The sequence below is a fragment of the Gemmatimonadaceae bacterium genome (assembly GCA_036003045.1).
Classification (GTDB): domain Bacteria; phylum Gemmatimonadota; class Gemmatimonadetes; order Gemmatimonadales; family Gemmatimonadaceae; genus JAQBQB01.
In genome coordinates this window covers 174,938-195,380 of the sequence record DASYSS010000057.1, presented here as the reverse complement: position 1 = coordinate 195,380, position 20,443 = coordinate 174,938, and the positions used below count along the sequence as shown (strand labels likewise).

The following is a 20,443-nucleotide window of genomic DNA, read 5'->3' as shown; positions in this document are numbered from 1 at the left end:
CGACGTGACTCTTCTCTCGCTCTCCAACATCGGCGTTTCATTCGGCGCCACCGAACTCTTTAAGAACATCACCTTCACCGTCGCCGACGGCGAGCGGTGGGGCATCGTCGGGCGCAACGGCGCCGGCAAGTCGTCGATCTTCAAGCTCATCACCGGTGAGCTTGAACCAACGGCGGGGAGCGTTGCGCGCAAGCCGGGACTGCGGCATGCGCTGCTCGACCAGCACCGCGCGTTCGAAGGCGCGACGACGGTCTGGGAGGCCGGGGCCGCCGCGTGGCGCAACGTCATCGCCCTCGAGAAGCGCATCGCCAAGCAGGCGATGGAGCTTGGCGAGCTCGGTGACCGTGTCACTGACGAGTTCCTCGAACGGTTCGGGCACGACCAAGAGCGTTTCGCCGATCTCGGCGGTTACATCTATCACGCCCGGGTCGACGCGGTGCTTCAGGGGCTGGACTTCGATGCTGAGGAATCCAAGACACGTCCCGTGTCAACGCTTTCGGGCGGCGAGCGCGGGCGCGTCGGTCTCGCGGCGCAGCTCATCGCGCCCGCGGATCTGCTGCTCCTCGACGAACCCACCAACCACCTTGATCTCGACACGACGACCTGGCTGCAAGACTGGCTCAGCGAAGCCGACGAGACGGTGATCGTCGTGTCGCATGACCGTGCCTTCATGGACGCCATCTGCACGCACATCCTGCACGTGGAAGGGCGCACGAGCGAGTGGTACAAGGGCAACTACAGCCAGTTCGTTCCGCAGCGCGCCGAACGACGTCTCACGCGCGACCGCGAACTCGAGAAGCAGCGGGCGTACGTGAAAAAGGAAGAGGAGTACATCCGTCGCAACATCGCGGGGGTCAACTCGTTTCAAGCAAAAGGCAAACGCAAGCGACTGGAACGCTTGCCGCGTCTGGCGCCCCCGCCGGGTGATCCGGCGGCAATGGACCTCAAGTTCGAGGTGGCCGAGCGCGGCGGGGACCAAGTGATCGCAGTCAAGGACCTGACCGTGGAAGTGCCCGGCCGCGTCCTTGTCGAGGACTTCACGGCCGTGTTGCGACGAAACGACTTCGTCGCCCTCATCGGGCCGAACGGCGCGGGTAAGTCGTCGTTCATTTCCACGATCATCGGCGATCGCGCACCGGCGAGTGGCGAGGCGAAGATCGGCGGCTCGATCACGCCCGCGTGGTTTCGCCAGGATCTCGGCGACCTGCCGCTCCGCAAATCCTTGTTCGATGCGATCCAAGAGCAGCGGCCATTGTGGAGCCGAGGCGCGGTGCAGAATTGTCTCGGTGCGTTTGGCTTCAGTGGCGACGAAGTGTTTCGCGAGATCGGCACACTGAGCGGCGGCGAGCGGGCTCGCGTTGCGCTCGCGCTCATGACGCTTGCGCACGCCAATCTCCTCATCCTCGACGAGCCCACCAACCATCTGGACGTCGAGAACATCGAGGCGCTGGAGGACGCACTCGAGGAATACGACGGCTCGGTGCTCTTGGTGAGTCACGACCGAGCCTTCCTGCGCGAGGTCGCGACGCGCGTGTGGTCGTTCGACGGCACGCACCTCAGAGACTTCGATGGACCGTTCGTCGAGTGGGAGAGAGGCCGCGCGACTGAGCGATGACCTCGCTCACAACACCGCGCGAATCCAGTGCGCAAACCGCCTGACGAGTGACGACTGGGCTGGAAGCAATTGCTCCAGTTCGGCCGGTCGATCGATCCACGTGGTGCGCGCCATCATATAGAAGAGGTCGACGAGTCCGGCGGACGCCTGCGGGCCGGACACGATCAACATCGCCTCGCCGTCGGAGACGATCCCGCGGTCGTCCATGTTGTGTGAGCCCTCGGCGAAGTAGAAGCTCACGCGCTTGCGCTCCGCCGCCGGAATGCTCGCCTCGTAGCCGCGCATCATCTGGTCGGCGCGGCGCGTGGCGGCGGTGTCGACGGCGGGGTGCGTCTCGCCCAATTGCTTGGCGAAGGTCGTGCTCTGGCTCGATTGCACACGCATGGCGTCGGCGAGGATGTCGTCCCATCCGGGCTGATGGAGCAGGGCGGCGATCGCGGTCGGCCGGGCGACGACCTGCGTCTTGCGATGCGGCTGCGGCGGATGCGGTTTCTCGTTGGGCGTGAGATGCGTCGCGTCCGGACGGCCGCTGCTCGCGATCTCGCGCTCGACGCGGTCGAGGACCGAGAGCGTTTTGTCATCGAACGGAATCACGGTGCGGATCCACGGATAGCGGGCGAGTCCCGCGCGCACCTCGCGTATGCGGCCGGCCGCGTCGTTTTCCGACGCACGCGCGGCGAAGAGCCCGATGTGGAGCTCGCCGCCACTCTCGTGCAACGCCGGCGCCAGACTGTCGCGCAGCGCGAGCATCCGGATCAGCACGTCGTGGGCGCGCGCCATCGCCGGCGCGTCGGGAATCGGCGCGTTCGCCAGCGCGGGCGCGATGATCTGGACGCGTGCGCCGCGCGCGGCGGCTCCGACGAGCATTCCCGCCCAGGTCTCGCTCATCCAGAGCTGGTCGGGAACGATGATCACCGCGCCGGGCTGGGCGAGGTTGTACAGCATCGCGCGCGCAACCGACGACTTCTTTGCGCCGAAGCCGACCTCGTTGTGCACCTGCAGCGCTTGGCCGACGAACTCGCCGAGGTTCGCCTTTTCTTCCTGTGCGCGCTTGCTGGCCACGGCGCGGAGCGGCGCCGGAATCTCACTCTCCGAAAAGCCGTTCTCGCGCAACGTCTGCCGAAGGCCCGCGCGTGCGTCGAGCGTGGCGGGACCGCGAAGGCGAAATCCGCGGTCCTCCCACCCGGCGCTGGAATACACTTCGCCGATGCCGATGCCCATTACCAACACCGCGCCCCGACTCGGCTCGGCTTCGGTCACATCGTAGATAACCAGCTTGCGATGATCGCGCATCAGGTTGTCGGGAGTGAACCGGACGCCGGGGATGATGTGACTGCTGCGGAAGGAGAAGTCGGACTGATTCATCACGTTCACGTGCACTTTGACCGTGTTGCGCAGCCAACCGGCGGCGTCGCCTGACGCGCGTGCGTCCTGTTGCAGGCGCCGAGACGCCGCGACGGCGGCGCGGAGCTCGTTCTGCCGCTCACGCAGATACCGTTCTTTCGTGCCGTCGTCGCCTTCGATGGCCATCGATGCGTCGAGCGGATCCTCGAGGATCGTCAGCCAGAGACGTCCGTCGGAGGTTTCATAGTAGAACTGATCGTGGAGGATGATGTATGTCGGCATGACGCCGGTGCTGTCGTATCGACGAACCGCCGCCGTGAGCGCCGGGAAATACGCGTCCGCCACCATCGTGTAGCCGACGTTGTCGATAGCGCGCGTGTACCACTCTCGCCCCATCAACTCGTGCGTCCACAGCACGTGGTACTGCCGCGCCGCGAGGATGGAACGCGCGACCTCGAGTGGGAGGTCGGTGCTGCGCATGTACATCAAGTCGTTGCGATCGGTGAACGGATGCCCGACCACTCGGCCGATGAGTGAGTCGACCTGGAGCTGTTCGTCGTACTGATCGAACGTGAGCGCCAAGTCCATGGGAAGCCAAACCAAACGCGAATCATGATTGCGCTCGACGATCGCGCGCATGGGTGGCGTGACCGCATCGAGCCACTCCGCGAACCCGGACGCGGCGATCGGTCGTTTGGCCGGGACAAGCGCCGAGGAATCACGGAGCCATCGATCAAAGTCATCGGCGGCGCCGCTCGCGAGACGGGTCACATCCACTTGTTTCGCTCTTCCGAAGACCGAGTCGACCGGGATGATGACGCGATCGAGGACGGCGAGGCGAGCGCGTCGCGCCGCGCGCGCGCACTCCGGGCCGTCGAGCCCTGCCGCGAACAACTCCTCGAGCGCGGTACGCGACCGGTCCATGGCCGCGCGGTAGCTGCTGCCGCGCGAGGCGTGAACCGCGTCGTCGGCGTAGAGATTGGAGTAGGCGGCGATGACTTCGGACGCCGATTCGATCTCACGAATCAGTTGCTGTGTGTGAGGATCGCGTGGCGCGGGTGTCGTCGCGCGCTCTTGCGGCGCATCGGGAATCGTGACGCTCGTCGCTCTCGGACGCGTGCGCCCGGCGAGCGGCTGAAAGAGTGGAGCGGCGACGCCGATGCGGACCGTCTGTGCACGCGCCGGAATCCAGTCGATACGAACCATGGAGCCGGAACCGACTAGGCCACCGCGGCGGATCGCGCTCTGCCAACTGAAGATGGCGTCGACGCGGTCGTGTCGAATGTCCCAGTCCGCGCCGACGCTGGTCGCGAGGAGTCGCGAGGTGGCCATCGCGCGAAGCCCAGCGTCTTCGACGCCACCGACGCTGCCGTACCCTTCGACGGTGCCGCCGATGAGGCCCAGCAGAGGGTTGAACGCCGTGATCGGCGGTTTGTTGAACGCGTGGAAGACGCCGTAGCTGAACGTCGCGCCGTAGCGGCCACTCTGGGTGTACGCCGTTCCCTGTGCGGAGACCTGCTGTGGCCAAATCGACGGCTGCCCGATCGAAAACACTGGCGGCGCCGGGGCAGGGCGCGCGCGAGCCGCCCCGGAGTCTGCGTTCTGGCCGCGCAACGCGCTGCCACCAAGTAACGCGAGCATGACGACGAGGGCACCCGCGTTGGACGGATGAATCATTGCCCTTGGGAGGGGCAATCTTTATGCGAGCCCAGCCTCGGGGATGCGGGTTGCGAACGCTGGGCTCGCCGACGCGGCGCTGAGTGGTTACCGTGGGTGGGTGGGTGGACGGGTGGACGGGTGGACGGGTGGACGACGGAGGAACAGATGAAGCACAAAGGCGAACGACACATTCCGGATTTTTCGAAGAAGCCCAAGGCTGCGCATCCCGTCGCGCCGGATCGGCGCGCAACGGGCGCACCACCCCCGCCGCGCACCCCGCAGGTCAAGCCGCAATCGACCTCGGCGAAGTCCGGGCGCCGCGGCCAGTAGGGCTAACAAACGTTGGCCGTAACGGGTCTCTCACCGGCAGCTTGCTCGACCGATGACTACTCGAGCGCCACCGGGGACCGCGTCCATGAATCTGCGATCCAGCCTGGTTGTCCTCGCCGTGTTCGGCGCGCTCGGCGCGCTCGCGCGTCGCGGGTCGGCGCAAGCGGCGACGGGCGCCTCAGATCCTGTTGGCGTCTGGCGCGGCACCTCGCTGTGCCTCGTGCGGCCTTCGTCGTGCAACGACGAAGTCGTGGTTTACCGGATCACCCGAGCGAAGCCCGGCGACAGCGTGTCGATGGACGCGCGCAAGATCGTCAACGCGCAAGAACAGGAGATGGGCGTGCTCACGTGCCGGGTCGCCGCACTCGGCGCGTCGTTAACGTGCGGCATCCCGAATGGCGTATGGCGGTTCCAGATACGGCGTGACAGCCTCATCGGTGAACTGCGGATTCGGGACAGCACCAAGTTCCGCGACGTGCGCGCGACTCGCTCGCGTTAGCGTTTCCTAGGACGCGCGTCCCAGGACGCGCGCTTCACCGAAGATGAGAGTCTCGCCCGGTCGCATACTCGCCGTCACCGTCGGGCTCGTTCTGACGGGAGCTATCTGCGGCGCCATCCTCGGCGGTCTTTCCTCCGTCGTCGAAATCACCGCCGAGCGGGGCTTGGTCATGCTGCGCGCTTGGCTCATGGTGTTCACACTCGGGGCCTTCTTCGGCGCCATCGTCGGCGCGGTACTCACTCCTCTTTTGGCCTGGATTTTTCTTCGTCGCGTCTCGCTTGCCCGCGCCATCGGCCAAACGGCGCTCGGAGTGATCGTCGGCGTAGTCATCGCCGCCGTCTTCCAGCCGGCGTTCGGCGTTTTCTACGGCGTGGTGGGGTTCGTTGTCGCGGCAGTCTGGCTGTGGCTGAGCACCCGGCGCACGGCCTCGGCCACCTCGCACCCGATCTAGACGCCCGGTCCAGATACGCTCAGCGCCGCGGAACCCAGACTGATGCGCCCTTTGGGAATTCGACGCCTTTCGGTGTGACGCCGACGACGATGACGTCGGCCCCGTTCAATCGAATTGGCTTGCCGATGATGGCGACGTCCGCGCCGAGTCGGTCATGCCACAGGTCGTAGCTGATGAGGGACGTTGGTGGTCCGGCCGGCTGGAAATCCTCGGCGATGAACGACCGTCCGAGTACAGGATGAACATCAATGACGCGCAGGAATTCCTGCGAGATGGCCGCGCCCTGAATCGTGTCGCGCCGAGTCGTCGCGAGCTCGAAGCGGGCGGCCGTATATTCGCTGGCCGGCGGCTGCACGAATGCGCGTGTCTCACTGCAGCCCAGCACCGCGACTACCGCGGCGACCAGCCGAAGGTACGTAGTCATGAGTCCCTGTGTCATGTGCACTACTCATCAGAGTAGGCAAATTGTCGGCAGTCGGGAAGTGTTTCACGAGACGACCTCCAACGAACGCCGACAATGGAATTCATCTCGCCCGGAGCCCGCGAGGACTACGTCGACGACAGCGCCGTGGCCTTTAATTGCGGGTAAGGCTTGGACTCTGAGCGCGAATCGAGGCAGGTTACGATAGTCGCCGCTCGAGGTTCCGCGTGTCGTCGCCTGTTCAAAACCGCAGTACTGCAACAGAAGCGCTGGCGAGTGGCTTCATCCCCGGCGCCGGCCAATTGTTGCAGGGTCGGCCCATTGCCGCGGTCATTCAGTTCAGCGCCGTAGTCGCGTATCTCGTGATCGGCGCGCGAGTCGGCGTGCGGTACGCCGTCTTGTCGGCCTTTGTGTGGAACTGCTATTCCGTCATCGACGCCTATCGTCACCGATCCGACTAGGAGACGTCGGGGCGAGGGCGGATGCAGGGGCGTGAGACCAGCATCGAGCATAGCGGATCGAGATTACGCGGCGTGAGAGCTGCTTTGAACGCCACCTGCCTTGAATGGCAGGTGCGACCTGACCAGGACTCAGGACTGCCCTCAGGACTGAATTCTGAGTTCCGAGTGGCGAGCAAGTCCTAAAACGGGCGCCACGGTCGCGACGCCCGTGGCCATCGGTAGCGGTCACGCTTCAGATTCAGGCGGTTGGCGGTGAGACCCGAGACGTCGCCGCTCAACCGCACGCCGGCCTCTCAACACTCGATCTCACGGAACAATGACGAAACGTTTTCGCTCCGCGTTGTCAGCACTTGCCTCGCTCGCGGCGCCGATGATCCTTCCGGCTCAGGCCCGCTTCGAGATCACCGTCCCGTCCTCGGCACACGCTGGCCCAATCACGGGACGCGCGTACGTCGCGCTCTCCAAGTCGAACGACGCCCAACGGCCGCCGATCCAGCAGACCGGTGAGACGGGTGTTCCGTTGTTCGGGGTCGACATCGATGAAGTCACACCGGGACGCGCCATCGTCGTCGACGCGCGGGCGTTTGGCTTTCCGTCGCGAAGTCTGCGCGACATTCCCGCCGGCGAGTACTGGGTCCAGCCGTTCATCAACGTCTACACCAAGTTCGCGCGCGCCGACGGTCATACCGTTTGGCTGCACATGGATCAGTGGGAGGGGCAACACTGGCAGCGATCGCCGGGCAACCTCTTCGGCGAGCCGGTAAAGGTCACCTTCGATCCGAAATCTTCGACACCGATCAAGCTCGTCGCGGACAAAGTGATTCCGCCGGTGAAGGTGCCCGCGGACAACGACTACGTGAAGCGGATCAAGATCCAGAGCGACATCCTCACGAAGTGGTGGGGCCATCCGATATACCTGGGGGCGACCATCCTACTGCCGAAGGACTACGACAAGCATCCCGACGTGAAGTTTCCGGTCGTCTACGACGAAGGGCACTTCTCACTCGGTGCGCCCGGCGGTTTTGGAGGGGCAGGAGGACGTGGACGCGGCAGCGGACGCGGGGGAGCGCAGCAGAGCTTCACCGATTATTGGCAGGCCGACGGCACGCCGCGGATGCTATTGGTCACGCTGCAACATCCATCGCCCTACTACGACGATTCCTATGGCGTCAACTCGGCGAACAACGGCCCGTACGGCGACGCGATCACGAAGGAGTTGATTCCGGCGGTCGAGTCCAAGTTCCGGGCGATCGGCCAACCGTACGCGCGGCTGCTCACGGGCGGGTCGACCGGCGGCTGGATCTCGCTCGCGCACCAGGTCTTCTATCCGGATTTCTATGGAGGAACCTGGTCCCTGTGTCCGGACGGGGTCGACTTCCGATATCACCAGATCGTGAACGTCTACTCGGACACGAACGCGTATTTCATCGAGCATCCGTGGATGAAGGTCGAGCGGCCGACGCAGCGCCGGCCGGACGGCAACATCGTCGCGATGATGAAGGACGAGAACTGGTCGGAACTCGCGCAGGGCGATCACTCGCGCTCGGGCGGGCAGTGGGACATCTGGGAAGCGACGTACGGCCCGGCCGGCGCGGACGGCTACCCGCAGCGCATCTGGGACAAGACTTCAGGCGTGATCGACCACAAGATCGCGGCGTACTGGAAGGAGCGCTACGATTTGCGGAACATCCTCGAAACGAATTGGGCGACGCTCGGCCCGAAGGTGGCGAACAAGATCAACGTCTATGTCGGGGACGCGGATTCGTACTATCTGAATATGGGCGTGCACATGCTCGACACTTTCCTTCGAGCGACGACAGCGCCCAAGTGGTCGGGAGAGATCGTGTTTCAGCCAATGGCGCCGCACTGTTGGGGGCCGCCGCTCTCGGAGCTCCTACCAAAGATGTCGGCGCAAGTCGACAAGAATGCGCCGGCGGGCGCAGACACGAAGAGTTGGAAGTATTGAGCGAGGACGCGTCCTTTCCCCTCACACTTCGCAATCTGGCACCCAAGATGCAACGCTGAGGCGCGACCTGCACTTCGTCGCTTCGCCGCGCTCAGACCGGGAGGTACGATGACGTTCGCCGAACAGGATCCCGTGGAGTTCACCGATCAGGCCAACTCCGCACCGGCGTATCCGCCGCGAACTTCCACCGGCTCCGGTCGGTCGGTCGAGGAAGAGGAGGCGAGCGAGCAACGCGAGCGTGAAGCCCAGGTCTCGGAGCGCGAGGTGTCGCGCCGGCCGGTGGCTGACGCGCCCGCGGACACAGGTCCGACGGAGGAGCCGGCGCTCTTCGAGGCCGGCGAGTTGGATAAGCTGAACCGGCGTTGGTCCGACATTCAGGCGAGCTTCGTCGACGAGCCGCGTCGCGCGGTGGAGCAGGCGAACGCGCTCGTGTCGGACGTGATCACGGAGATCGCCGATACATTCGGCAAGCAGCGCTCGCGTCTCGAAGCGCAGTGGGATCGAGGGGGCGAGGTGTCGACTGAAGATCTACGGCAGACGTTTCAACGATACCGCTCGTTCTTCTCGCGATTGCTGGGTCTCTAGCGCACCGCTCGAGGGGAGGGCGGCGCACGCCGCCCTCCTCCGAGTTCCTTACGGACGAGCCTCGGTGTTTTTCGAACGACTTTGCGGCCGTCGAGCCGCAGGCCGGTCTGCGTCCGCCTCGACGGCGATTCGGGTCTGTGCGTCTGGACTGAGGATCGACAAGCTGATTTGTGTCAGCTGCTCGTCCGTCTCGGCTTCTTCGTCCAGTGTCTGCTGAAGTACGGCCACGTCGTCGTTCAAGCCGAGCGCCTCGGCGTAGGTGCGGGCGCACCCGTACGCGGCGATCTCGTAGTGTTCCACGCGCTGCGCCGCGGCGATCAGCGCCGCATCGACGAGTTGCGGATCGCCGTCTTCGTCGATCGCTTCATCTCCCTCCTTGAGAAGCCCTTCCATTCCCTTGCACTTCTTGCCGGTGACCTTCTGCTCCATGCGCTGCCCGATTCGCTCGAGGCGACCCGCCTGCTGACGAGTCTGCTCGAGGTGTCGGGTGAAGCCGGCGCTCAGCTTCGGGTTCGTGGCACGTTCGACCATGTTCGGCAGCGCGTCGATGATCTGCTGCTCCGCGCTATGGAGGTCGCGAATTTGTTCGAGATAGAGATCCTGCAAGGACTCCAAGCTCATTGTTCCACCTCGTTGAAAGACTCATGGACGATCAAAGGAAGTGAAAGCGGGGTGCACGATTCGAGCCCTAGGTGCACGCGTCATGAGTCTCCGCGATTCGGTTTTTTTGCGATGGCACTGTTACTGCACAACTCGGTTCGCCGAACGAAATGCGTCCGGCAACCACTCATGCGAGGAGCGACGATGGCGGACCACGAGAGAGACCGGGTCGATCCGAACGACATCGGCAACGAAGGCGACGAGAACGATCAGACGTCGCGCGGCAGCTCGGGCGACGAATCCAAGAAGCGCGATGGCGGGATGCACGGAAGTCCCGGTAGTTCGTCGAGCGGCGATTTGGCGGGGGACGACAGTTCCTCGCAGAACCCGGGATCCAAGGATCCGGGAACGCAAAGCGAGAGCAGATAGCTGTTCAGTGGTAGACACGATACGGCTCGTCGGGCCGTGGATGATTCGTTCGTCCGCGGCCCGCGAGGCTTCGTCATCCGCTCATAATTGGCCGCCGACGAGCGCCCACACGAGCAGGATGACGAGAATGAGCGTGAGCGTATCTCCGCCGTAGCCCCATCCCCAGCGTTTGCGCCCGTAGCCGTAATAGCCGGGTGTCCAGAGCACGAGAAGAACGATGATGACGATCAGCAGCATAGGTGCCTCGTAAACGTTCGCCGACGAGAACGCATCGATCACGCCAGCCGCGGTCGTGTGACCGCGCGCCGTCGATCGCCGGTTTAGCCGCCATGATGATGAAGCTTCGAGTTACCGGTCTCGCGGTCGTGCTCTTCGGGATTTCCGCCGCCGGATGCAGCGATAATGCTCAGCCCGTCGTGGCGCCGCTCACGGTGCTGAACGGGACGTGGCGCCAACTCGGTGAAGTCCCTGGTTCGAGCGAGGTTTGGACGCTCGCCGTGACGGCGGGCGGCATCGCCGGCACCGGCACGTGGACGGCCGAGGCGTGCTGCGGAGGAACGACCGCGATCACGGGGGCAGTGGACGCCAGCGGCATTCACCTGGACGTCAGGCCCGTGTCGCAGACGGGTGGGGTTCCCGGTGCACATCCGCCGTCGCATTTCGACGGCGCGTTGGTCTCGCCGAACCTGATACAAGGCGCCTTCGCGGGCGCCGCGGGACTGGTGCAGTTCCAGCGTCAGTAGGCTGAACGCAGTGTTGGGCGACCGATCTCAAAATTGAGTCTCTTGCCAAACGGCCGCGGGCCAGCAAAGCGAAGATGCCACCGGAGTTGCCGAAGGTTTGCAGCTCCACGGCAGACTGTTATAAGATTCAATTCGCCGTGACCGATGCTAGTATCGCTCCTGCCCTCGACGCCGTAGTTGCATTCTTCGACGCCCTGCGCGCGGAACAGTGGGACGCCGCCGCCGACATGGTCGACGCGGACGCGGCAGCCGCGTTTCGCGCGGCGGAGTTGGCCTCCCTTACCGGATGGGCGCAGCATCGCGATGCGATGATCGCCGCGCGCGAACGTGGCGAGAGCATGGGGTGGTCGTCCGGCGGGCGCCTCAACCAGGCGCTACTCGACCAATATCGCGACACTCCGATTCGAGGGATGCCTGGCGCCGCCCGGCAGGCTGTAGGTGCTTTCGCCCACGTCCGCGCACGGAGGCGCATGACCAGCCGTCTGTCGTACTCGCTCGGGCTAGCACTGTGCGCGGGCCGGCTGAACGTGCAACTGCCGAAGCGGGTTCACACGTCGATCGACAGTGTAGTGCTGGTTCGCACAGCCGTACCGGGATGGCCGTGTCCGACGTGCCTGCCCACGCGCGTCGTGCTGCGGCGCGATGCAATCGACTCGACGACGCTCGCGGCGTTCAAGCAAAAGGCAGACAGCATCGGGTTCGATGACCTACCCGCAAACGTCATGGGCGTCAGCTTCTGCCGCGTCGTCCGCAGTGACGCGAGCTGGTTGGGGTGAATTCGAATAGCTTCGACATCGTATCGATCCGTCACGCGGAGACGTCGGACATGCAAGCCTTCACACTATCGAACATCCTCTTCCTCATCGTCCTGGGCGCCCTGCTCGCGTCCATGTTTACACAGATGCGGGCGCAGCGGATGCTGGCCAAGCACAACGGCGACCTGCGTCTAAAACTCGACGCGCAACTGGCCGAGGCGGTGGCGAACCGAGATCGTGCCGAGCGGCGGTCGCAGGAGATGCGTCAGACCCAACACGAGACGCTCGAGCTCAGACGACGAGAGATCGCACTGCGCGAGGAACAGGCCGCGTCGCTCCGCCAGCTGGTGACGATGCACGAGGAGCTATTGGCCTCGCTGCGGGGACGAGGCTAGACCGTTCGCCTCATCGCACGCCGTGCAGGGCGTACCATGCACGAACGCGGTCGAACATCAGTGGATTCGAACGGGGAGCCAAGTGGCCGCCGTCGTATACGTAAAGGGCGTTCTCCACGCCGTGATCGCGAAGGACGCTCGCGAGACGCTCGTCCCAGGTGAGGGGAACGGTTTCGTCGGCCGATCCGTGGTGCAGTTGGTACGGCACGGTGATCCGGGCGGCTTCGTCGACGGTCGGTGCCGGCGCGATGCGGGACTGTGGAGGACGAACGCCGCCGCCGGTATGTGAGGCCACCTGAACGTCGCCACGATACTCGGCGAGCCAAGCGACTTGCAGGTAGGCGCCGAGGCTGTGACCATGCGCCGCGACGCGACTGTTGTCGACGTAGGGAAGGCGACGCAGCAGTTCCCTGGTCATGTGCGCGCGCAAGACGTTGGCGCGCGACGCGCCGGTCTCGGACGGCCTGCCGGGCGCGCCGAACGGAACGTCGACCGCATGTGTGTAATCGACGGCGATGCAGACGAAGCCCCACGTGACCATCGTCCGGCCGACCTGGCTCGCGATGAATCGCGCGTTGCCGCCGGATCCGTGGCTCAGAACAACCGCCGGAAAAGGACCAGGGCCGGCCGGAACGAGAATGACTCCCGTCAAGTCGTACCGAACGCCGTCGACGGAGCCGCGAAAGGACCATGGTGAACCGGATGCGTCGCGCGGATCGCCGGCGATCACGAACGCGCCGGAATCCGGGAGCGATGCGGACGCGTTTGACGCTCCCGCGCCACCGACGTGCGACTGCGATGCGCAGCCGAGGAATGCGAATGCGGCGACGACGCGTAGCGATCGTTTCAATCGCGACGCTCGGCGTGGCGCTTGAGGCCGGCGGCGAAGGAATCGATCTCGGGTTGTCGATCGCCGACCGATTTACCGATCAGTCCCGACAGCGGGCCACTCATTACAAGGTGCATGTGGAATTCCGTTCCGCCGGGCGAGGGCACGATGGTATAGGTGCGGCGGCCGACGAAGAGCCCGAAGGGGAGGCCGCCGGTCCAGACCATCCGCGTTGGCGCCGCGAGCTCGGTGACGCGCATCGGGACGCGGCGCGTGGCGCCATCGCCGAGGCGGACGCGCGCGGTGATCCGGGCGCCGGGTGAAAAGCTGCCCTCGATTCCGAGGACCTCCGGATTCCAGTCGGCATATCGGCTGGCGTCGGTGAGAATCTCCCAGACGCGAGCGGGAGGAGAGTCGATGAGGACCTGAGTTGAGTATTCTATCACCGGTGGTCTTGTGGGCGGGAGGATCGATGATGGCTTGCTACTGCTTTGGCGTCAACGAACGGAGGGGATCTTTGCGGAGAGGAGGGCGCGGAAGTACGCTTAGGTGTTGTGTTCTTCGCGATCAGGTGCGTCGTGGAAGAGGGCTGTCAGACCAGCATCGAGGTTTCAGCAGCGGGATGGCGAGTCGTGAGAGCTGCGTTGGCGTCCTCACGCAGATCTACAGCCGACGCGGGCCGATGATCTATCCGGTGTACGCCGCGATGCTCTTCGCCCTCGGACTCTTCCTTTCCCGCGCGTCGGGATTCGGGTTCGGCGCTCGCCTGTTGGTCTGCTTCGCCGCGGTGCTACTCAGTACGGCGATCACGTTCATCGCCGCGCTCGTACTCGCCGGGCGGGCTCGTGCGCGCCTACTTGCCGAGGGACGGACTCTCGCCCCGGGGCACGCGCCGATCTGGTTTTTGCCGCTGGTCCTCGTGCTTCTCGTGACGGCGAGCGCGGGCGTGGCCTATGTCGCCTCGTAGTCGCCGATGGCGACGGCCGGCCCTTTCTATGGAGTACGCGTGCCGACTAAGATGAGGTGAGTCTGCCGACGTAGGCCGACAGCCTCTCAATTCGATCGCGCTCCCCGAGCTCCGCCGTTTTTCGGCGGAGCTCTTTTCTTTCCGTCACGGCGTGCGGACTTGGAGAACTCTCATGTTGTTCAGCGTGCGCACGGGCAATGCGTCATTGGGCCTCGTGGACTTGCCCGCCGGCCGCCTCGTTGCCGCGCGATTGGAGCGTTCGCCCGAGTACGATGCGGTGGCGGCCTTGGTCCGAGAAGCCACCGACGCCTTTCTTCACCTGGGGCTCTTCGACGCTGTCGCGCCGATGCTTCCTCCCATTTCGGCCGACAGACGCCGCTGGCGGAGGGCTCTGGCTCTCGCGGCGCGTCTGCGGCTCACGTTGGCCGATACGAGCGGCGAAGATGCGCGGGCGGACTTCGTGAATCTTCTCGAGAGCCCATCCGACGGCGGGATCGTTGTGCTTGCGAGTTTCGCGACTGAGGCGAGTGCGGTCGGAGCACTGCTGTCGCGGATCACCCAAGGAAGCCGCTCGGGCGCGCCGGCTCGATAACCGGCGGCCGGTCTAGCGGCGATTTCGCGTCTCTCGTTAGTGCATCCAACCACGCCAAACTGAGAGACTCCGTGGCCCTGCCATCCGAGGTCGTCGACAGCCCCCGCGTGCCCCGCATCGGGCCGTACTCGCAGGCGATTCGCGTCGGGAACAATCTGTGACACATCGACGCCGCGGTATCAATCTGCGCACGTCGCTGCAAAATCTTGGCGTCGCGCCATGGTCGCGGTGCCGCGATGATTAACTTGGCGCGCTCGGGGTCAGTGTGCGCGCGTAAATAGACGAATCATCAGGGCAGGTCGTGCATGGCATACAGTCGAATCGCGGTGACGCTCGAGTTGTTCAAGCGAGATTGGCAGAAGATCGTCGGACCACACCTCGGCGCGGCCAGCGGGCCGACGGCGCTCGACGAGGATGGCACGCTCCACCTCTGGGTCGCGACGCCGGCGTGGCAAATGGATCTGACGGAGCTGGAGTCGGAGCTGATCGCGCGTTTCGACGCAGTGCAGCTGTTCGGGCTGCCGGCGGACGTGCAGGGCACGCCGATCCGAAGGCTGCAGGCGACGCTGTAATAGAGCGGCCCGACTGAGGCCTGAGACCAGCATCGAGCATACAGCGTCGAGGTTGTGAGGGCGAGAGCTGCGTTGAACTCCACGTGCCTTGACTCGCCACTGCGACCAAACCCAGGCCTCAGGACTGCCCTCAGTCCTGAGGCTTGAGCCGCTACGGAGTTACGGCTTCTTCGGAACAACCCCTGGCTTGAACAGATCCGCCAGGTCGTGCGCCGTAACCGCATCCCCGAGGTACGGCCCGACGTGGAAGATGTTCTGCATCGTGCGGAGATCCGACGAATGCGTGTAGAAGATGTCGCTGGCGTACGGGAGGCCTTCGACGTTGTCGTGCGCGCGGGATGAGATGACGATCTCGGCGATGGTGTGCGTCAGGTCGTCGGGATTGTCGCCGGTCGCGTCCGCCTCGGACTCGTCGAACCAGATGATGATCGCGCCGTGCTGCTTGTAGGCATTCGATGCCATGATCACTGGAACGATCTGCGCGAGGAAATCGTCGCCCTGCTTGATCTTGGCCGGGTCGCCGGTGAGCCCCTTGTAGCCCGCCGCGAGGGCGGTGTGCATGTCGTTGAACTGGTTTGGCGTGATCCAGTTGTATTCCGCGACTTGGTCAGCGGCGAGGTCCATGAACAGCTGTTGCAGCGGAGCGTAGTTCTGTGATAGAGGGTTCGAGGGAGTGAGATCATTGCCGCCGTTGGTGTTCGTGAAAAAGACCATCGGATTGTGCTTCGCGGCATAGTTCAGCTGAGAGGACACGTCGAACGCGTTCGCGTAGCCGGCGGCGTAGTTTCCGCTGAAGCTCTTGAGGGGAACGGTCCACTGATCCCTGGGCAACGGGATGTTGATGAAATGGCCGGCGGCGTCCTTCGGGAGGTCGACGTCTTCCTGGTACGACCGCCACGTTCTGCCGGCATCCTGGAGCAAGCCGGTGAGGTGCAGCGGCGTGTCCTGATTGGTCGGCCCCTTGGCGTCGAACGGATCGTTGTCGTTCAACACGCCGAAGTTGGTGCCGGCCTCGGCCCAGAGATAGTTGGGCTCTGACGGGTGGATGTGGGGGTTGTTGCCGCCGGGCGTGGCGAGAACACTGCGGTAGTTCGTGGCGTAGGCGACCTGCTCACTGATGTGAACGAGCGACCCGTTGACCATGGCGTAGGCCGAGCCGTCGACGAGACTGTTGATGAACGGCGCAGCCGGGTTCTGGAAGATCTGTTGGATGGTGCCGGTGAATTGGTTCGCCGGCTGCGTCCAATTGTGGTTCTCCATCGCGATGACGAACACGGTCTTGATTTGCTGCGCACCGGCGTCACTGCTGCCCAAGCTGGCGAGAAGGGCGAACGTGCCAATCGCGCCAGACCATCTCACGTGCGACATTGACTCCTCCGATTGAAGCGGGTTGAACATCGTGGGCCCGCAGGATCGCTCGTGACTCTTCCATTCAACGGGGATTCGGGTCACGATTCCGAAACACGAAGTTCTCGGTCGCGGTGTCCGAACCGTGCGGCTTCGCTAACGAATGCTTGTGTCGGTCGACATGTCTTCCTCGAACGGATCGACAGAAACGCCTCAGGGCCGTTTCGCTGTGTTCCACGAACCAATTCGCGTAACGCTTACGCGGACGGTCGGCATCGCCACCGTCGCGGCCGCCATCGCGGCTCTGTGGGCAGGTGGTTTTCGCCATTGGCCAGGGCTGGCCGTGTTGATGCTGTGGCCCGCGTTCGGCGGACACTGGGTCGACGTTTTCTTTCTGAATGTCTTGCGGCCGAATCTTCCGCCGACGCCGCTCGTTCAACGCGGCGCGCGATTAGCAACCTGGTTTGTCGCCGGCGTCGTCCTGGCGCTGGGCGCCCGGTTGACGGCAGGACTCATCTTCGCGCACCTGTCCATGGGATGGCTGACCTGGCCGAGGGCCGGCTTGGGCTTCGTCGGCGTCGAGCTCGTGACGCATGCCGCGCTGCATCGGCGCGGACGCGCGAGCTTCTACGATGGGCTCGGATGACTCCGGCGGAATATGCCTGACCATTCGGTGTCCAGGCTCGCGAAGCGGGTGACTCAGTCGATCGCACGCCGGCAGCGTGTCGCGCGCTGGGGAAAAGCGCTCGTCGTGCCGACGCTCGTCGCAACTTTCTACCTGTCGCGATGGACGGGCTGGTTCGCCGTCGCCGGAGTCGCTCTATTCTTCGTCGAGGCCATCGCGATCATGATGGGCGAATTGCAGCGGTGTCCACGCTGCGAGGGGCGGCTCCTGACGGGGCGAGGCTGGCAGGAAGAGTTCGAAGGCACGTGCCCGGAGTGCGGCTATCCAATCGATTGACGGCCAGGGTGATCTACTGGAACGGTGACGACGATGTCGGCACTCGAAGGCGCAAACCCCAACGTCGTTGACGAGCATCGCTCCTTGGCTCTCGGTTCCCGACGCGGGTGCCGCTCTCCGTTTCTACACGGCGGCGTTTGGTGCGGTCGAGTCGGAGCGGCTCGAAGACGCTGGGATCGTGGTCGTCGGTGATCCCGATCAGCTATTCGGGCGCGCGGTCGCGGGCGGTGCAAACGCGGTGGCATCGATGCACAACGCACACGGTTGGCGCACGGGCCGAGTGGCCGATCCATTCGGCCACCACTGGGAGTTTGCGAAGCCGCTCGAGTGAGCTCTTTGCCCCTCTTCCGCGCACTTCGCGGTAGTCTCGTCCTCTTACTTGCCGCCGGCTGTAGACGATGGGTCGCTTGGCTGCCGCCGGGCCTAACATTCGCCCGCCCAACCAATCAACTCAGCCGGGTGTCCATACTCCCACTATGGGAGGCAACGTGAGACTCTCCGGTGAGCTTCGAAACGCCATCCGCAGCCTCGCCCGCGTTCCCGGGATGACGGTGGCCGCGGTCCTCTGCGTCGCGCTCGGCGTTGGTGGGGCGACGGCGGTGGCGAGTGCGATCAGTCGGGCGCTGTTGCAACCACTCCCGGTGCGCGACCCCTGGCAGCTGGTCGCCGTTCACCGGATCACGCCGCAGTCGGGGCCCAACGGAACGTGGCCCCAGTCTCCCGCCAACTACGCCGATCTCGCGCGCGATTCGCGAACGGTCAATTTACTTGCCGCCGTCAGGTTCGGAACGGCGTTCGTGAACCTCGGCTCGGAAACCGTACAGGCGTCGCAGCTCTACGTCACCGGAAATCTGTTTCCGATGCTCGGCGTGACGGCCGAGTTCGGCCGGCTCATCACCCCGGCTGACGACCGACTCGACGCGCCGATCACGGCGATGCTCAGCGACGAATTCTGGCGCGAGAAGTTCCGCGCCGATCAGTCCGTCGTCGGCCGCACGGTGGACATCGACGGCACGCCGACCACGATCGTCGGCATTACGCCGCCGCAGTTCCGCGTCCCGCATGGCTCGAACGTGCTCCACTCGGACGTCTGGTCGCCGATTCGGTTCACGCCGAACGTACTCGCCCAACGGAGGAGCAACTCGCTGCTCATGCTCGGCCGGCTCGCGCCCGGAGCGACAACGGTGTCCGCGGAGGCTGAGCTCAGGAGTTTGTTCGCGCGGCTCGTGGACGAATACCCCGACCTCAAGGGCGACAACGTGCGAGTTGCCCCGCTCGCCGCGGAGAGCGCGGCGACGGTGCGTCAGCCGCTACTTCTTCTCTTCGGTGCCGTGTGCATGGTGCTGCTGATCGCCGCGACCAACGTCGCGGCGCTGCTTCTCGCGCGAGGCGTCCAGCGCCGGCGAGAAGTCGCGGTTCGCACGGCCCTCGGCGCATCGCGCTGGCACGTCATGGTACCGGCGTTGGCCGAGAGTGTGATCATCAGCATTTCGGGAACGGCGCTCGGGCTCGCGCTTGCGGTCGCGGGCGTGCGGACGATCGGTGCACTCGCGGCCGCGCGCATGCCGCAGCTCAGTGGGCTGAGCGTCGATTGGCGCGTGATCGCGCTCGGCGTGGGAATCGCGGTCGTAGTGAGTCTCGCGTGCGGAGCGGTGCCCGCGTGGCGCACGACGACGATCGATCCGCACGAGGCGCTTCGCGGCGGCCGAGGAGGCGGAGCCGGACGAGAGCATCACCGCGCGTTGCGGACCCTGGTCGTCGCCGAGATCGCGCTCTCGCTCGTGCTGCTCATCGGCGCCGGGTTGATTCTGAAGGCATTCGCGCGCCTGCTGGGCAAGGATCCGGGGTTCGAGACGGCGCACGTGCTCAAGCTCGACGTCACCGTCGCGAGCGCGCGCTATCCCAACAATTCGTCCACGCGGCGATTCCTCGAGCCGGCGCTCGACGCCGTGCGCAAGTTGCCGGGTGTCGAAGCGGCGGCGTCGATCAACGTGGTGCCTTACGAGAACTGGGGCTGGAACAGCAACATCCGCTACGAGGGGGTAGGAAAGGAAGACCCGACTCGCATGCCCCTCGTCGAACAACGCGCCGCGACACCCGAGTTCTTCTCGGTCACGCGCCAACGGCTCGTCGCGGGCCGGCTGCTCAACGCGGGCGACGATGACAGTCCGAAGGCAGCGCCGGTGGTCGTCGTCAACGAGGCGCTGGTCAAGCGCGACTTGAAAGGAGCGAACCCGATTGGCCATCGCTTCTACATCTCCGACACGTCGTTCGCGACGATCGTCGGCGTGGTGAGTGACATCCGCAATGTGGGTCCGGTCGCCAACCCGGCGCCCGAGATGTATTGGACGTATCTGCAAGCGCAGCCGGGCGCGAGCGGATTCCCGATCATGATTCGCACGCGCGGCAATCCGACTGACGTCGTCGCGGGCGTGCGGCGCGCGATCCGTGAGGCGGATCCGACGGCGGCGATCTCGAATGTGAACGCGATGCCGGACATCGTCGCCAAGAGCCTTGGGCGGACGCGTTTCTATATGCTGATGCTCGGCGCGTTCGCGGCGGTCGCGCTCGTGCTGACGGTCGCCGGGCTGTACGGCGTGCTGAGCTACGCCGTCGCGCAGCGTACTCGCGAGTTGGGGATTCGAGTGGCGCTTGGCAGCTCGCGCGCCCGACTCGTCCGGCTCGTCACCGTCGATGGAGCGGAGCTGGTCGGTCTGGGGGCGCTTTTCGGGTTGGTAGCGAGCTTCGGACTCACGCGATTCATGAGGTCAATTCTGTACGGCGTGAGCCCGGTGGATGCGTCGACGTGGTTGTTCGCGGGCGTGAGTCTCGTCCTCGCGACGCTGCTCGCGACCGTCGTGCCGGCGATGAAAGCGTCGCGGGCGGATCCTGTCATCGCGATGAGAATCGAGTGAGGCGCGA

Annotated in this window: 24 protein-coding genes; 17 read left to right on the top strand and 7 right to left on the bottom strand. The window is 64.9% G+C overall.

Annotation, left to right across the window (positions count from 1 at the left end):
- Window positions 1–1,615 (top strand): ABC-F family ATP-binding cassette domain-containing protein (locus VGQ44_15475; protein HEV8448230.1); only part of this gene is annotated, 1,615 nt, incomplete at its 5' end.
- Between the two features lie 6 nt (window positions 1,616–1,621).
- Here the strand turns inward: VGQ44_15475 and VGQ44_15470 are convergent.
- Window positions 1,622–4,636, bottom strand: coding sequence for a hypothetical protein (locus VGQ44_15470; GenBank protein ID HEV8448229.1), 3,015 nt, complete (start codon window positions 4,634–4,636; stop codon window positions 1,622–1,624).
- 397 nt (window positions 4,637–5,033) lie between these two features.
- Between VGQ44_15470 and VGQ44_15465 the strand changes: the two genes are divergently transcribed.
- Both VGQ44_15465 and VGQ44_15460 read left to right on the top strand, forming a co-directional pair.
- Entirely contained in the window at window positions 5,034–5,447 is a 414-nt protein-coding gene (locus VGQ44_15465) for a hypothetical protein (protein ID HEV8448228.1), read from the top strand.
- 43 nt (window positions 5,448–5,490) lie between these two features.
- Window positions 5,491–5,898, top strand: coding sequence for a hypothetical protein (locus VGQ44_15460; protein HEV8448227.1), 408 nt, complete (start codon window positions 5,491–5,493; stop codon window positions 5,896–5,898).
- A gap of 19 nt (window positions 5,899–5,917) precedes the next feature.
- Here VGQ44_15460 and VGQ44_15455 read toward each other — a convergent pair whose 3' ends face one another.
- Window positions 5,918–6,322, bottom strand: a complete 405-nt coding sequence (locus tag VGQ44_15455; GenBank protein HEV8448226.1) for an ABC transporter permease — start codon at window positions 6,320–6,322, stop codon at window positions 5,918–5,920.
- Between the two features lie 224 nt (window positions 6,323–6,546).
- Between VGQ44_15455 and VGQ44_15450 the strand changes: the two genes are divergently transcribed.
- The 3 genes from VGQ44_15450 (at window position 6,547) to VGQ44_15440 (ending at window position 9,331) form a co-directional block, all read left to right on the top strand.
- Window positions 6,547–6,780: a hypothetical protein gene (locus VGQ44_15450; GenBank protein ID HEV8448225.1), complete on the top strand. Its 234-nt coding sequence runs from the start codon at window positions 6,547–6,549 to the stop codon at window positions 6,778–6,780.
- Window positions 6,781–7,096: 316 nt separating this feature from the next.
- Window positions 7,097–8,746, top strand: coding sequence for an alpha/beta hydrolase-fold protein (locus VGQ44_15445; GenBank protein ID HEV8448224.1), 1,650 nt, complete (start codon window positions 7,097–7,099; stop codon window positions 8,744–8,746).
- Window positions 8,747–8,854: 108 nt separating this feature from the next.
- Window positions 8,855–9,331: a hypothetical protein gene (locus tag VGQ44_15440; protein HEV8448223.1), complete on the top strand. Its 477-nt coding sequence runs from the start codon at window positions 8,855–8,857 to the stop codon at window positions 9,329–9,331.
- A 48-nt stretch (window positions 9,332–9,379) separates the two neighbouring features.
- On the opposite strand, the gene VGQ44_15435 is transcribed toward VGQ44_15440, so the two are convergent.
- Window positions 9,380–9,952: a ferritin-like domain-containing protein gene (locus VGQ44_15435; GenBank protein HEV8448222.1), complete on the bottom strand. Its 573-nt coding sequence runs from the start codon at window positions 9,950–9,952 to the stop codon at window positions 9,380–9,382.
- A gap of 183 nt (window positions 9,953–10,135) precedes the next feature.
- On the opposite strand from VGQ44_15435, the gene VGQ44_15430 reads away from it, so the two are divergent.
- Window positions 10,136–10,360, top strand: a complete 225-nt coding sequence (locus tag VGQ44_15430; protein ID HEV8448221.1) for a hypothetical protein — start codon at window positions 10,136–10,138, stop codon at window positions 10,358–10,360.
- A gap of 81 nt (window positions 10,361–10,441) precedes the next feature.
- On the opposite strand, the gene VGQ44_15425 is transcribed toward VGQ44_15430, so the two are convergent.
- The gene (locus VGQ44_15425) at window positions 10,442–10,597 is read right to left on the bottom strand and encodes a hypothetical protein (protein ID HEV8448220.1); all 156 of its coding nucleotides are present in this window, start codon (window positions 10,595–10,597) and stop codon (window positions 10,442–10,444) included.
- Between the two features lie 98 nt (window positions 10,598–10,695).
- Between VGQ44_15425 and VGQ44_15420 the strand changes: the two genes are divergently transcribed.
- The 3 genes from VGQ44_15420 (at window position 10,696) to VGQ44_15410 (ending at window position 12,253) form a co-directional block, all read left to right on the top strand.
- Window positions 10,696–11,103 carry a hypothetical protein gene (locus VGQ44_15420; GenBank protein ID HEV8448219.1) on the top strand — a complete coding sequence of 136 codons (408 nt, stop codon included), beginning with the start codon at window positions 10,696–10,698 and terminating at the stop codon, window positions 11,101–11,103.
- Between the two features lie 137 nt (window positions 11,104–11,240).
- Window positions 11,241–11,879, top strand: coding sequence for a hypothetical protein (locus VGQ44_15415; protein HEV8448218.1), 639 nt, complete (start codon window positions 11,241–11,243; stop codon window positions 11,877–11,879).
- Window positions 11,876–12,253, top strand: coding sequence for a hypothetical protein (locus tag VGQ44_15410; GenBank protein ID HEV8448217.1), 378 nt, complete (start codon window positions 11,876–11,878; stop codon window positions 12,251–12,253). Before VGQ44_15415 ends, VGQ44_15410 begins: the two co-directional genes overlap by 4 nt.
- A 10-nt stretch (window positions 12,254–12,263) precedes the next feature.
- Here VGQ44_15410 and VGQ44_15405 read toward each other — a convergent pair whose 3' ends face one another.
- Together VGQ44_15405 and VGQ44_15400 are read right to left on the bottom strand one after the other, a co-directional pair.
- Window positions 12,264–13,103, bottom strand: a complete 840-nt coding sequence (locus tag VGQ44_15405; protein HEV8448216.1) for a dienelactone hydrolase family protein — start codon at window positions 13,101–13,103, stop codon at window positions 12,264–12,266.
- Window positions 13,100–13,528 carry an SRPBCC domain-containing protein gene (locus VGQ44_15400; protein ID HEV8448215.1) on the bottom strand — a complete coding sequence of 143 codons (429 nt, stop codon included), beginning with the start codon at window positions 13,526–13,528 and terminating at the stop codon, window positions 13,100–13,102. Before VGQ44_15400 ends, VGQ44_15405 begins: the two co-directional genes overlap by 4 nt.
- 176 nt (window positions 13,529–13,704) lie before the next feature.
- On the opposite strand from VGQ44_15400, the gene VGQ44_15395 reads away from it, so the two are divergent.
- The 3 genes from VGQ44_15395 to VGQ44_15385 all read left to right on the top strand — a co-directional run bounded on the left by VGQ44_15395 (window position 13,705) and on the right by VGQ44_15385 (window position 15,213).
- Window positions 13,705–14,049 carry a hypothetical protein gene (locus VGQ44_15395; protein HEV8448214.1) on the top strand — a complete coding sequence of 115 codons (345 nt, stop codon included), beginning with the start codon at window positions 13,705–13,707 and terminating at the stop codon, window positions 14,047–14,049.
- Window positions 14,050–14,221: 172 nt separating this feature from the next.
- A complete protein-coding gene (locus VGQ44_15390) occupies window positions 14,222–14,641 on the top strand; it encodes a hypothetical protein (protein ID HEV8448213.1) in 420 nt (139 codons plus the stop codon).
- Between the two features lie 305 nt (window positions 14,642–14,946).
- Window positions 14,947–15,213: a DciA family protein gene (locus VGQ44_15385; GenBank protein HEV8448212.1), complete on the top strand. Its 267-nt coding sequence runs from the start codon at window positions 14,947–14,949 to the stop codon at window positions 15,211–15,213.
- 159 nt (window positions 15,214–15,372) lie between these two features.
- Here the strand turns inward: VGQ44_15385 and VGQ44_15380 are convergent, their stop codons facing one another.
- Window positions 15,373–16,581: an alkaline phosphatase family protein gene (locus VGQ44_15380; protein ID HEV8448211.1), complete on the bottom strand. Its 1,209-nt coding sequence runs from the start codon at window positions 16,579–16,581 to the stop codon at window positions 15,373–15,375.
- A gap of 208 nt (window positions 16,582–16,789) precedes the next feature.
- On the opposite strand from VGQ44_15380, the gene VGQ44_15375 reads away from it, so the two are divergent.
- The 4 genes from VGQ44_15375 to VGQ44_15360 all read left to right on the top strand — a co-directional run bounded on the left by VGQ44_15375 (window position 16,790) and on the right by VGQ44_15360 (window position 20,436).
- Window positions 16,790–17,206, top strand: a complete 417-nt coding sequence (locus tag VGQ44_15375; protein ID HEV8448210.1) for a hypothetical protein — start codon at window positions 16,790–16,792, stop codon at window positions 17,204–17,206.
- Window positions 17,207–17,233: 27 nt separating this feature from the next.
- Complete coding sequence (locus VGQ44_15370; protein HEV8448209.1) at window positions 17,234–17,521, top strand: hypothetical protein; 288 nt, start codon at window positions 17,234–17,236, stop codon at window positions 17,519–17,521.
- A 67-nt stretch (window positions 17,522–17,588) separates the two neighbouring features.
- A complete protein-coding gene (locus VGQ44_15365; GenBank protein ID HEV8448208.1) occupies window positions 17,589–17,852 on the top strand; it encodes a hypothetical protein in 264 nt (87 codons plus the stop codon).
- Window positions 17,853–18,009: 157 nt separating this feature from the next.
- Window positions 18,010–20,436, top strand: coding sequence for an ABC transporter permease (locus VGQ44_15360; GenBank protein ID HEV8448207.1), 2,427 nt, complete (start codon window positions 18,010–18,012; stop codon window positions 20,434–20,436).
- Window positions 20,437–20,443 lie beyond the last annotated feature (7 nt).